Consider the following 12,613-nt stretch of genomic DNA (forward strand, 5'->3'; position numbering starts at 1 on the left):
AAAGGCAAAAGGGGTCAGGCGCTCCGCGCCAGGAGGTCCGCATTGCGGGCGCTGGCCAGCCGCCAGCCCAGTTCGTCCACCACCCGCTCGACACGGGCCTTGAGGTTGACGCTCGCCGGCAGGTAGTCGGCAAAATCGGCCTCGGTGGCATAAATGCCGGTCGACAGGATGTCCGCCGAAAAGAACGCGAACAGCGGCCGCAACCCGTGGTCCACCACCAGCGCATGGCGCTCGCTGCCGCCGGTGGCGGTGAGCACGACCGGCTTGTCCTTGAGCGCTTTGGGATCGATCAGGTCGAACAGGTGCTTGAACAGGCCGGTATAGGTGCCTTTGTAGACCGGCGAGCCCACCACCAGCGCATCGGCATTGGTGATAGTGTCGATCAGCGCCACCAGATCGGGCGGCGCCTGCCGCGCATCGAGCGTGGCCCCCAGCGAAGGGTGGATATCGACCAGGTCATAAACCGTGCCGCGGGCGCCGGTGCGGTCGGCCGTGGTCGCAACGATGGTCTCGACCAGGCTTTTTGTGCGCGAAGGAGCCGAGGAACTGCCGGCGAAACCGACGATGTGAAGCTGGCTCATGAGGCACTCCGCTGCTGCTGGTTGGCCCGGGCGACGAAGCGGTTGACCGGGCGCTCCAGCCCCAGATTTTCGCGCAGCGTCCTGCCCTCGTATTCGGTGCGGTAGAGTCCGCGCCTTTGCAGGATCGGCACCACCTGCTCGACGAAATCGGTCAGGCCCGTGGGCAGCACCGGCGGCATGATGTTGAAGCCGTCGGCGGCCCCATGCTCGAACCACTCCTGCAGGGCATCGGCCACCTGTTCGGGCGTTCCCACAAAGGTGCGGTGACCACGCGCAGTAGCCAGCGACAGATAGAGCTGGCGCAGGGTGAGCCCGGTACGGGCAAGGTCCGACACCAGCTTCAGCCGGCTCTTGTTGAGCTCGGTATCGGTGGGCAGCGGCGGCGCCACATCGTCGAGCGAATACCCCGACAGATCGACGCCGACATAATATTGCTTGAGGATGCCCCAGGCGATCGTGGGGTGCACCAGCGACTGGATGAACTCGTAGTTTTGCCTGGCTTCGGCCTCGGTGCCGCCCAGCACCGCAAACAGGCCCGGCATGATCAGCAGCTGCTCGGGACGGCGGCCATGCTTGGCGAGGCGCCCCTTGATATCGGCATAGAATGCCTGTCCGTCGGCCAGCGTCTGGTTGGCGGTGAAAATGACTTCGGCAGTGCGCGCGGCCAGGTTGCGCCCGGCTTCGGATGCCCCCGCCTGCACCACCACCGGACGCCCCTGCGGCGAGCGAGCGACATTGAGGGGGCCGGCAACATCGAAGAACTGGCCGTGATGATCGACCTTGTGCACCTTGCCGGGATCGAGAAAGACGCCGCTTGCCTTGTCGATGATCAGCGCATCGTCCTCGTAGCTGTCCCACAGGTCGAGCACGAGATCGACCACCTCTTCGGCCCGCTCATAGCGATTGGCATGCGCCGGATGGCCGGCGATGGAAAAATTCTTGGACACGTCCGCCCCCGTGGTCACGACATTCCAGGCGGCGCGGCCCTTGCTGATGTGATCGAGCGAGGCGAACTTGCGCGCCAACAGGTATGGATCCTCGTAAGTGGTCGAGGCCGTGGCGACAAAGCCGATATGGCTGGTGACCTGCGACAGCGCCGACCACAGCGTCACCGGCTCGAAATGGGCTGAATGACTGACCCTGGAGCGAATTTCGGGGTCGCGGTCGCCATCCCAGCCGCCCGGGCTGTCGGCCACGAACACCAGGTCGAACAGGCCCCGCTCGGCCGTCTGCGCCAGCGCGCGATAATGCTCGATATTGTGCCCCGCGTCAGCATCGGCCGCCGGATGCCGCCAGGCGGCGATATGATGGCCGGTGGCCATGATGAACGCCCCCAGGCGTATCTTGCGTGCTTGCTCACTCATCTCGACATCTCGCTGTTCGCCACACCCGATGTGCCGCGCAACGCTATTTGGCATTATCTCTACCAAACCAGTCGAGTATAGTTTTTTGCGTTGTTGCCGGGCTTTGCAGTTTCACGTTCCGCCCGGACGATGCTGTAGGGCACCGGTTTCCGAAGACCGCGAACCGCGTATCGGCTCCCCATTTGTATCAGCGATCGCGATGCGGCATCTGGCAAACGGGTTGCGGCGGCTTCATCGCGGCCCCGGACTGGCTGGTCGAGAGCGGCGGAATGGGCGCGAAAAAACGAAAGGCCGGGCACTGGGCCCGGCCTTTTGACGTTCATCTCTTCAACACAGATTTTGGAGCGGGCGAAGGGATTCGAACCCTCGACCCTAACCTTGGCAAGGTTATGCTCTACCCCTGAGCTACACCCGCGCTCCATTCACCTGCACTGCCTTGGCAGCGCTGCGACGCGCGCCTATATGCCCAATGCGACTTCCGATTGCAACCCATAATCGCGCCCGCCGCCATCTTCCCGACTCCATGTCGCGTCAGGGACTTGTCAGGCCGGGGTTTTGGGGCGCAAAAGATCGCGTCCGACCCTCACGCCAAGCCGCAAAAGGCCCCTTAGATGTCCACTCCGTTTACCGGCGCAGCCGTCGCCCCCGCCAATGCCGTCCCCGCCGGGGCCCTGATCAAGAATTCGACCGACGCCGCCTTCAAGGCCGACGTGATCGATGCTTCCCTCGATACCCCGGTGCTGGTCGATTTCTGGGCGCCCTGGTGCGGGCCCTGCCGCGCGCTGACCCCGGCGCTGGAAAAAGTGGTCAACGAGAAGGCCGGCGCGATTCGGCTGATCAAGATCAACATCGATGAAAATCCCCAGATTGCCGGCCAGCTCGGCATTCAGTCGATACCGGCCGTGTTCGCCTTTGCCGGCGGGCGGCCCGTGGATGGCTTCATGGGCGCCATGCCCGAGGGCGAAGTGCGCAAGTTTGCCGAAAAGGTGATTGCCGCCGCCCCCGAACCGGCGCCTGCCGAAGGCTCGATGGACGAACAGATCAAGGCGGCCCTGGTTGCTGCCGATGCGGCGCTGGCCGGCAATGACCTGGGCCGCGCCGCCCAGATCTACGGCATGGTGGTACAGCACAGTCCCGATCACGCCGCGGCGCTCCTGGGGCTCGCCAAGGTTTATTTCGCCGCCGGCGAGGCCGCGCAGGCCCAGACCACGCTCGACCTGTTGCCGCTCGAAGGGCGCATCGGACCCGATTATGCAGCTCTTGTCGGCTCGCTGCGCCTGTTGGCAGAAGCGGCCGAACTGTCCGAAACTGCTACCCTCGAGGCGGCCCTGGCCGGCAATCCCGACGATCACCAGGCCCGCTTCGACCTGGCTGTGGTGCTCAATGCCGAAGGCCGGCGCATCGAGGCGGCCGAGGCCCTGGTGACGCTGTTCCGCAAGGATCGCACCTGGAACGAGGACGGCGCCCGCAAGAAACTGCTCGAATTGTTCGATGCCTGGGGCCCCAAGGACCCCGCGACCCTCAAGGGTCGCCGCCTGCTCTCGGCGGCATTGTTTTCCTGAAAGGAGCATCATGCTCAAGCGCCCGACATCTTCCGCCGACCTGCCCAAATCCGTTCCGGTCTTTCCGCTGACCGGCGCCTTGCTGCTGCCGTTTTCGCATCGCCCGCTCAACATCTTTGAGCCGCGCTACCTCGACATGGTCGATGCCGCCCTGCGCGGCGACCGGATGATCGGGCTGATCCAGCCCGAAGACGTGACCGAGGAAAGCCCCAAGGGCCGCTCCCCGCTGCAGCAGATCGGCTGCCTGGGCCGGCTCACCCATTTCGAGGAAAGCGGGGAGGGGCGCTATTTCATCATTCTGGAAGGCATCACCCGGTTCCGCCTCATCCATGAATTGACGGTGATGACGCCCTATCGCCAATGCATGATTTCGGCCGATCCCTTCGCCGCCGATTTCCAGCGCCAGCACGGCGAGGAGGCCGTCGATCGCGACCGCTTCGTCAAGATGATGCGCGACTATGCCGAGTTCGCCAATTTCGATCTCAACTGGGAGGAAATCGAGCGCACCGGCACGGCCGACCTGGTCAATTTCTGCTGCATGGTCTCCCCCTACGGCGCCGCCGAAAAGCAGGTGCTGCTGGAAGCCCGGACGCTCGAGCAACGCGCCGAAACCCTGATCGCCATGACCGAATATGAAATGACCCATGGCGGTGGCGATTCAAAATCGCTCAACTGATGGCGCAGCCCGCCGATCCACGCCATGCGCTCGACCTGCGCACGCTCGAAATCCTGGTCTGCCCGCTGACCAAGACAAGGCTGACGCTGTCGCCCGACCGGACCGAGCTGATCTCGGTGGCCGGCCGGCTGGCTTTCCCCATCCGCCGGGGCGTGCCCTTGCTCAGCCTCGACGAAGCGCGCAGCATCGATCCCGACGAGATCAGGCGGCTTGGATCGAGCCTAGGCTAAAGGCCCAGGTCCGCGGCCGTCATGGTGGTTTTTTCCGAGCGCTTGCCGATCTGGGGAATGCTTGCCAGCCCCAGCAAGGCTGCAACGACCCTGAGATAGGCCTGCATCTGGTTCCGCCCCACATTGGTATCGTACCACCAGCCATCTCCGAGCGGCTCGCCAAATTCCACCAGGTGCGGCGCTTTGGGATAAAGTTGCGCCGCCGAACTGGCAACGACGAACCGGCCTCTTGCCGTGGGCATGGCCGCGATCTGCGCGATCGTTCCGGGCTTTATGCGCTCGGCCTTCAGCAGCACCCGGCGCAACAGCTCCTTGAGGCTGTTGGCCTCGATCGGCGCGTTTTCCAGAAGGATCCAATAGGCGCCGCTGCTTCTGGGCTGTCGTGGCACAAGGCGCGGCTCGGCCGGGAGGCGCGGCATGCCATCAATCCGCAACAGGCGCCGCAAGATGGCGTTCTCGTCTTCCCCAAAGGCGATCCGGCCATTCTCGATGGCGCGATGAACCTCGAGGTCGATACCAATCTGGCGCATAACAAGCCTCCCCTGCTCGTCTGTTCTAATAAGGCAGCATACAGTTACATCAGGCTCTTTCTTATAAGATAACTTGGGGACGTGCCAGTGGCAGTTGGCGGGGAAGATGTGCCAGCGGGACAGTGGAGGATGAAGACTGGGAGTGAGGGCGTTTGAAGTCAGGATGGGGAGTTTTGACACGAGGGATGGCGAGTTTACTGCGAGGAACGGGACTTTGCTACGAGGAACGGGAGTTTGAGACGAAGCATCAGAGTTTGGGATGAGGCATGGCGAGCTTGATGCTAAACGTGGGGGTGTGACGCAAGGGAGAGGCGGTTCAACACTGAAAATGAGGGTTGAGGTCAGGAGCAGGAAACTAACACCGAGGACGAGGATTGAGGTCAGGAGCTGGAAGTTAACACCGCGGATGGAGCGGTGCGGTCAGGAGTGGGAACCTGAGCGAAAAAGGGCGGTTTAAAATCCAGGGTAGGCTTTGTGATAGCCTGCTGGCGGCAGTGCCGTTACAGCGGCAAGCCGGACAGCAGCCGCGGCCCGGTGGAGGCGATGCCGGCAGCGGCGCGGATCATGGCGGTCTTGACCGGCTCCGTCCGATCCACCAGTCCCAGGCCGAAATCGCGCAAGGCGCGGACCGGGGCCAGTTCATTGGAAAACAGCCGGTTCATCGTATCGGTGACCATGGCCATGGCCGAAACGTCGAGCCGCCGCCACGCCTGGTAGCGCGCCAGCACGTCCTCGCTGCCATGATCCAGCCCCAGCCGGATCGCCCCGATCACCACTTCGGCCAGGGCCGCGACATCCTTGAGGCCCAAATTGAGCCCCTGGCCGGCAATGGGATGCACGACATGGACCGCATCGCCGACCAAGGCCAGGCGCGGCGCCACGAATGCGCGCGCGATCTGCATGCGGAGGGGAAAAGCCCGCAATTGGTCTTCGACGGCGACGGCGCCGAGCGTCGAGCCCATGACGGACTCGATGGTGGCGCTGAGTTCGTCCGGACCCATGGCGAGGAATTTTGGCGCGTCGATGCTGGCTTCGGTCCACACCAGCGACGACCGATTGCCCTTGAGCGGCAGGCTGGCAAACGGCCCGGCCGGCCGAAAATGCTCATAGGCGGCCCCTTCATGGGGGAGGTCGTGGCCGATCGTGGTTACCAGGCCCGATTGACCGTAGTCATGGGCGATCACCCCGATGCCGGCCATGGCTCGCAGCGGCGACTGGGCCCCATCGGCGCCCACCACCAACGGTGCGCGCAGCCTGCGGCCATCGGCAAGCAGCAGCACGCCGGCACTGCCATCGCGCGCAAAGCTTTCAATCTCGGCGGGCGCGATCATCGCGATGGCGTCGCCCACCGCGTCCAGCAAGGCCTGCACCATGACCCTATTGGGCACCATATGGGCAAAGGGCTCGCCCGGCGCGACTTCGCCCTCAAAGCTTAAAAACAATGGCCGCGACAGATCGCCGGTGCCCGAGTCGGTGATCCGCATGGCCATGACCGGCTGCGCCGCCTCGGCCATGCAGGCCCAGACGCCCAGCGCCCCAAACACCCGCTTTACGCCAGCCGCCAAGGCCGATGCCCGATTGTCGGGCCCGACCGCCAGCGGTCGCCGATCGACCAGGCCAACCCTGATGCCCCTGGCCGATTGCACCAAAGCCAACGCCAGGGTCAGCCCCACCGGGCCCCCGCCCACGATCAGCACGTCGAACCGCTCGTCTTGCATCGCTCCGGCCTCGCTTTCGGCCGGCACTGTCGCCGTCCCGGCGTGCCGATGCAAGGCGCGTCAGCGTCGCGGCATGGGCTGCCGCAATCTTGCCCAAATCGGGCAGAGCGCGCACAAAAAAGAGGCAGTTTTCTGCCCGCACCGCGCGCTGTTTCAAGCGCCGATCAATAACCTGCTGTTAATAAAGCGCTTTTAGCGCGCAGCCGACTTGGCACGGCGCTTGAGTCTAACCAGCCATTCCAGACTGACGCCAAACGTACAAAGGGGCTTTCATGAAACTGGTGATAGCAATTATCAAGCCATCACGCCTCGAAGAGGTTCGCCAGGCACTCAACTCGCTCGACGTCCACGGCATGACCGTGACCGAGGTGAAGGGTTACGGCCGCCAAAAAGGGCATTCCGAAATTTATCGCGGCACCGAATATGCGGTGCACTTCCTGCCCAAACTGAAGGTCGAGATCGCCGTTGATGACGCCCTTGCCGATGCCGTGTCCACGGCCATCCGCGACAGCGCCCAGACGGGACGCATCGGGGACGGCAAGATTTTCGTGCTCGATCTGCTCGCCGTCACCCGTATTCGCACCGGCGAAACCGGCGCGGCAGCCCTTTAGCGTCATTCGGAGAAAACCAAGAAAATGACAGCTCTCAAAACGTCCAAACTGCTCGGGGGGTCGTTGCTCGCCTCTCTTGCGCTCACCCTGGCCGCCTTCGCCCAGGATGCGGCGGCGCCCGCCGCCGAAGCCGTTGCCGAAGTGACCGCCGTGGTCAACAAGGGCGATACCGCCTGGATGCTGGTATCCACCATGGCCGTCATCGTCATGACGGTGCCCGGCCTGGCGCTGTTCTATGGCGGCCTGGTCCGCTCCAAGAACGTCCTGTCGGTGCTGACCCAGGTGTTTGCCGGCTTCTCCATGATCGCCCTGCTCTGGGTGGCCTATGGCTATACCCTGGCCTTCAATGGCGCCACCGATGGCACGGGACTGTCCAATTTCGTCGGTGACTTCTCCAAGTTCTTCCTGGCGGGAATCGGCCCCGATTCGACCACCACGACGTTTTCGGCGGCCTTCCTGCTGCCCGAAATGGTGTTCGTGATCTTCCAGCTCACCTTCGCCGCGATCACCGCGACGCTGATCGTCGGTGCCATAGCCGAGCGCATGAAGTTTGGCGCCTTGCTGGCGTTCCTGGCGATCTGGTTCACCTTCTCCTACATTCCGATCGCCCACATGGTGTGGTACTCGGGTGGCCTGCTGTTCAAGCTGGGTGCATATGACTTCGCCGGCGGCACCGTGGTGCATATCAATTCCGGTATCGCCGCACTTGTCGCCTGTCTGGTCCTGGGGCCGCGCGTCGGCTACCTCAAGGAGCCGATCGCGCCGCACAACCTGGTGCTGACCTATGTGGGCGCGGGCCTGCTCTGGTTCGGCTGGTTCGGCTTCAATGCCGGCTCCAACCTTGAGGCCAATGGCCTGACCGCCATTGCCTTGCTCAACACCATCACCGCGCCGGCCGCCGCGGCTCTGGCCTGGATCATCTGTGAAAAGGTCAGCCGCGGTCATGCTTCGGCGCTGGGTGCGGTGACCGGCGCCGTCGCCGGTCTCGTCGCCATCACGCCGGCTGCCGGCTTTGCCGGGGTGCTGGGGGCAATGGTCCTGGGCGCCGTCGCCAGCGCGATCTGCTTCTGGGCGGTCGTGTCGCTCAAGCGCATCTTCAAGTATGACGACAGCCTGGACGTGTTCGGCGTGCATGGCGTCGGCGGCATTGTCGGCGCCCTGGGCACCGCCATCGTCGCGACGCCCGCGCTAGGCGGCTATGCCCTGGGCGATGCGGCCGCCTATTCCATGACCGGCCAGTTCGTGATCCAGCTCACCGCCGTAGCGATCGCCGTGGTCTGGTCCGCCGTCGTGGCCTTCGTCGCCCTGATGATCGTGCGGGTGCTGTTTGGCGGCCTGCGGGCCCCTGAAAGCGCCGAAAGCGATGGCCTGGATATCTCCACCCATGGCGAACACGCCTACAATAGCTGATCCTGTTCCGGGCGGCGGCGTACCGCCGCCCGGCTCCCGACCCGGCGATTGGTCGTCGCGTGCAGCTCGTGTTCTTCTTGGCCCGCCACAGAGGCTTCCCACTCGCAAACCGCACGGGCTGCACACCACGATCAATCGGCGCGCCATCGGGTGGCTTGCGCCGCGCCTTTACTGCCGCAGTGCCGGTCCTTCCTCCAGGCAAGGCGGTTCATCTGGGCCCGTCCGGTTTCCGGCGGGCCCTTTTTCTTGGGCGCCATGTCGATGGTTAGCATGAGATTAACCCCCCTCTTCTAGCATGGCGCATCATTGAGCGGGGATTGTCCGCGCCCGGTAGAGACTGTTGCCCGCCATGCCGACACATCCCACCCCCATGCTCGACGAAGTGCGCTCCATCCCCGCCCGGGCCAGCAAGCCGCGGGCCAGGATCACCGCGCCCGTCGCGCCCAAGGCCATTTCCATCCACATTCCGCTGCGCCTGGTCGGGCTCGTGGTGCTGGCTATGGTGGCGATCGTTTTGCTGGCGCTCGCCTCCTGGTCGGTGGACGATCCCAGTTTTTCCTATGCCACGGCCAAGGCCCCGGCCAATTGGCTGGGCTTTGCCGGCGCCGCCATCGCCGACATCCTGTTCCAGACGCTGGGCCTGGCCGCACTGGTCATGATCGTTGCCCCCGCGCTCTGGGGCTGGGCGTTGATGCGCAAGCGCCTGCCCACCGCCATGGGCCTGCGCGCCCCCGCCTGGTTCGGCTCGACCATCCTGGGCGCCGGCGTGCTGTCCTTTATCGCCATGCCCGCCACCTGGCCGCTGCCCACCGGCCTTGGCGGCCTCGTCGGTGGCCTGTTCAGCACCACTGCCGCCTCCATTGCCAGCGCCCCGGTTGTGGGCCTGATGGCGGCCTTGTTCGCCATCATCCTCACGGCCCCGGCCCTCGCCCTGTTCTGGATCGGCATGGGGCTGGGCGCCACCGTCTCGGCCGTGCCGCCCAAGCCGGTCGCCCGCAAGGGCGAAGCCGGCGCCATGCCGCAGGACGAGCCCGAAACCAATCCGCTGGTCGATATCGTCTTGGGCGCCCTGGTCCATACCGGCTATTCCCTGCGCACGGCGATGCGCCGCGCCCGCGAAAACCATGCCCAACGGCGCGCGGAACAGGCCGATTGGCAGGCCGGCGATCGCGAACCGGACATGGACGTCAGCGTCGAGCCGGCCGGAGAACGCCGCGAGCCCTCGATGGCCCCGATCCAGCGCCGCATCCACGCGCCGGCCGAGCCGGGCATGGAGCCGCGCACGGAGCCGCGCATCAACCTCGCCCCGGCCTATGACGATACCGAACTCGACTATCCCGACGCGCCTGAGGACGATCTGCCCTTCGTGCCCGACGCGCCGATGGTCCCGGTGGTGCAAAACCATCGCCAGCAGGGCGATTCGCGCTTCCATCCGGCCGATCGCACCAGCCCGCGCGTGGCGGCACCAGCCGCCCGTCCCGTCCCCGGCCAGCGTATGGCCCGCGAGGCGCAGGGCTCGTTCCTCGACGCCCCGCTGGGGTTCGAGCTGCCGCCGCTGAGCCTTCTGGCCGAGCCGCGCCACAAGGGTCCTTCCGAAGAGCACAATCCCGAAAGGCTCGAGGCCATGGCCCGCCAGCTCGAAGGCGTTCTGGAGGATTTCGGCGTCAAGGGCGACATCATCAATGTGCGCCCCGGCCCGGTCGTCACCCTGTTCGAACTCGAGCCCGCCCCCGGCATCAAGTCGTCGCGCGTCATTTCGCTGGCCGATGACATTGCGCGCTCGATGAGCGCCATTTCCGCCCGCGTCGCCGTGGTGCCGGGCCGCAATGCCATCGGCATCGAACTGCCCAACCACAATCGCGAAATGGTCTATTTCCGCGAAATGCTGGGCTCGACCGATTTCGAAAAGATGAAGGGCAAGCTGCCTATCTGCCTGGGCAAGACCATCGGCGGCGAGCCCGTGATCGCCGATCTGGCGCGCATGCCCCACCTGCTGATCGCCGGCACCACCGGTTCGGGCAAGTCGGTGGGCATCAACACCATGATCCTGTCGCTGCTCTACCAGATGACGCCCGAGCAGTGCCGCCTGATCATGATCGACCCCAAGATGCTCGAGCTGAGCATCTATGACGGCATTCCCCATCTGCTCACCCCCGTCGTCACCGATCCGCAAAAGGCGGTGGTGGCGCTCAAATGGGCCGTGCGCGAGATGGAGGACCGCTATCGCAAGATGAGCAAGATCGGCGTGCGCAATATCGACGGCTTCAACCAGCGCGTCGGCGAAGCCAAGGCCGAGGGCAAGGTGATCACCCGCACCGTCCAGACCGGCTTTGACCGCGAGACCGGCGAGGCGATCTTCGAGAGCGAGGAATTCAACCTCGAGCCGCTGCCCTATATCGTCATCATCGTCGATGAAATGGCCGACCTGATGATGGTGGCCGGCAAGGACATCGAAGGGGCTATCCAGCGCCTGGCCCAGATGGCCCGGGCCGCCGGCATCCACATCATCACCGCCACGCAGCGCCCTTCGGTGGACGTCATCACCGGCACCATCAAGGCCAACTTCCCCACCCGCGTCAGCTTCCAGGTGACCTCCAAGATCGATTCGCGCACCATCCTGGGCGAGCAGGGCGCCGAGCAATTGCTGGGCAATGGCGACATGCTCTACATGGCCGGCGGCGGCCGCATCAAGCGCCTGCACGGCCCCTTCGTCGCCGACAGCGAAGTGGAAGCCGTCGTCGCGCATCTCAAGACCCAGGGCTCCCCCGACTACCTCGACTCCATCATTGCCGACGAGGACGAAGGCGGCGGCGACATGGGCGGCGATGCCGGCGGCGACGATTATGCCGGCTCCGGCGACGAGCTCTACGACAAGGCCGTCCACATCGTGCTGAGCGACAAGAAAGCCTCGACCAGCTATATCCAGCGCCGCCTCGCCATCGGCTACAACAAGGCGGCGACCCTGATCGAGCGCATGGAGCGCGAGGGCGTCATTTCCCAGGCCAACCATGCCGGCAAGCGCGAAATCCTGGTGGGTGCGGATCAACATTGATCCTTACCCCGCCTCGGGCCTGAATGCCCGCTGAACGGAACCTTCCCGCTGTTGCCGCAATTGCTGGTTAGGTTAGGGTTCAACCACATTCAGCCGGGAACACTGCCCATGATTCGTCGCGACGCATTGCTGCTGGGCCTTTCCGCCGCCCTGGCCGCGAGCCTGCCCGTGCTGGCGCTGGACCGTGCCCTGAGCCCCGAGGAGCAGCAGCTGATCGCCGATATCGGCACGCACAATTCGGCGATCCGCACCATGGTCGGCCGCTTTCTGCAGATCGATACCGAGGGCGGGCGCACCGAAGGCACGTTCTTCCTCGAGCGCCCCGACAAGGTGCGCTTCCGCTACAATCCGCCAAGCAAGGAAGAGATCGTCTCGGTGGGCCGAGGCTTCTACGTGCTCAACCGCTCCGAGGAAACCTATTACGCCTATCCTCAGGACACCATTCCGCTGCGTCAGTTCCTGGGCGACCAGATCGACCTGCTGAACGCCAATGTGCTCGATGTCACCAGCGCCGATGGCTACCTGACCATCACCATCATCGACGATACGGTGGCCGGCACCGTGCAGGTATCGCTGATCTTCGACGTTGCCACCAAGGACCTGTCGCAATGGAGCCTGGTCGAGCCGAGCGGGTCGGAGCTGACCTTCTCGCTCTATGACGTGGAAAAGGACGTCGAGATTCCCCGCTCGTTCTTTTCCATTCCCGCCACCTACAAGGGCCGCGATCCGTCGGCGCAATAGGGGTGTTCGTGTTTTCCCACGGGCGTGGCTGTCGTCATGCCGCGATGCTGCCGATGTCACCAGGCAGCTCCTCCCCCTGTCAGGGGGGAGTGTTCACTTGGGACTCTGGATGAGGGATTGGTTGAAGAACATTGTGAG

General features: G+C 64.6%; 11 protein-coding genes and 1 tRNA gene. 7 read left to right on the forward strand and 5 right to left on the reverse strand.

Features of this window, described 5'->3' with window-relative positions; translation table 11 throughout:
* Positions 1-14 precede the first annotated feature (14 nt).
* The 3 genes from msuE to ACFE8X_RS09695 form a co-directional block, all read right to left on the reverse strand.
* On the reverse strand, positions 15-581 hold the full coding sequence (gene msuE / locus ACFE8X_RS09685) for an FMN reductase (protein ID WP_375451255.1): 567 nt from the start codon (positions 579-581) through the stop codon (positions 15-17).
* Positions 578-1,945 (reverse strand): LLM class flavin-dependent oxidoreductase, encoded by a 1,368-nt coding sequence (locus ACFE8X_RS09690; RefSeq protein WP_375451256.1) that lies wholly within the window; start codon positions 1,943-1,945, stop codon positions 578-580. Before ACFE8X_RS09690 ends, msuE begins: the two co-directional genes overlap by 4 nt.
* Before the next feature lie 340 nt (positions 1,946-2,285).
* A tRNA-Gly gene (locus tag ACFE8X_RS09695) sits at positions 2,286-2,360 on the reverse strand.
* A gap of 196 nt (positions 2,361-2,556) precedes the next feature.
* On the opposite strand from ACFE8X_RS09695, the gene ACFE8X_RS09700 reads away from it, so the two are divergent.
* Genes ACFE8X_RS09700 through ACFE8X_RS09710 form a run of 3 tightly spaced genes read left to right on the forward strand, consistent with a single transcriptional unit; the run spans position 2,557 to position 4,413 of the window.
* Positions 2,557-3,507, forward strand: coding sequence for a tetratricopeptide repeat protein (locus tag ACFE8X_RS09700; RefSeq protein WP_375451257.1), 951 nt, complete (start codon positions 2,557-2,559; stop codon positions 3,505-3,507).
* A gap of 10 nt (positions 3,508-3,517) precedes the next feature.
* Positions 3,518-4,183, forward strand: a complete 666-nt coding sequence (locus ACFE8X_RS09705; RefSeq protein WP_375451258.1) for an LON peptidase substrate-binding domain-containing protein — start codon at positions 3,518-3,520, stop codon at positions 4,181-4,183.
* The gene (locus ACFE8X_RS09710) at positions 4,183-4,413 is read left to right on the forward strand and encodes a Trm112 family protein (RefSeq protein WP_375451259.1); all 231 of its coding nucleotides are present in this window, start codon (positions 4,183-4,185) and stop codon (positions 4,411-4,413) included. Before ACFE8X_RS09705 ends, ACFE8X_RS09710 begins: the two co-directional genes overlap by 1 nt.
* Here ACFE8X_RS09710 and ACFE8X_RS09715 read toward each other — a convergent pair.
* Positions 4,410-4,943 carry a hypothetical protein gene (locus ACFE8X_RS09715; protein ID WP_375451260.1) on the reverse strand — a complete coding sequence of 178 codons (534 nt, stop codon included), beginning with the start codon at positions 4,941-4,943 and terminating at the stop codon, positions 4,410-4,412. The genes ACFE8X_RS09710 and ACFE8X_RS09715 overlap by 4 nt on opposite strands.
* A 500-nt stretch (positions 4,944-5,443) precedes the next feature.
* Positions 5,444-6,661 (reverse strand): FAD-dependent monooxygenase, encoded by a 1,218-nt coding sequence (locus ACFE8X_RS09720; protein ID WP_375451271.1) that lies wholly within the window; start codon positions 6,659-6,661, stop codon positions 5,444-5,446.
* A 272-nt stretch (positions 6,662-6,933) separates the two neighbouring features.
* Here ACFE8X_RS09720 and ACFE8X_RS09725 point away from each other — a divergent pair, with 272 nt between their 5' ends.
* From ACFE8X_RS09725 to ACFE8X_RS09740, 4 genes are all read left to right on the forward strand, one after another.
* Positions 6,934-7,272: a P-II family nitrogen regulator gene (locus ACFE8X_RS09725; protein WP_046134535.1), complete on the forward strand. Its 339-nt coding sequence runs from the start codon at positions 6,934-6,936 to the stop codon at positions 7,270-7,272.
* 24 nt (positions 7,273-7,296) lie between these two features.
* Complete coding sequence (locus ACFE8X_RS09730) at positions 7,297-8,682, forward strand: ammonium transporter (RefSeq protein WP_375451261.1); 1,386 nt, start codon at positions 7,297-7,299, stop codon at positions 8,680-8,682.
* A gap of 349 nt (positions 8,683-9,031) precedes the next feature.
* A complete protein-coding gene (locus ACFE8X_RS09735; protein WP_375451262.1) occupies positions 9,032-11,734 on the forward strand; it encodes a DNA translocase FtsK 4TM domain-containing protein in 2,703 nt (900 codons plus the stop codon).
* Positions 11,735-11,842: 108 nt separating this feature from the next.
* The gene (locus ACFE8X_RS09740; protein WP_375451263.1) at positions 11,843-12,475 is read left to right on the forward strand and encodes an outer membrane lipoprotein carrier protein LolA; all 633 of its coding nucleotides are present in this window, start codon (positions 11,843-11,845) and stop codon (positions 12,473-12,475) included.
* The last annotated feature ends 138 nt before the right edge of the window (positions 12,476-12,613 follow it).

The organism is uncultured Devosia sp. (assembly GCF_964244875.1).
In the GTDB taxonomy this organism is placed as follows: Bacteria; Pseudomonadota; Alphaproteobacteria; order Rhizobiales; family Devosiaceae; genus Devosia.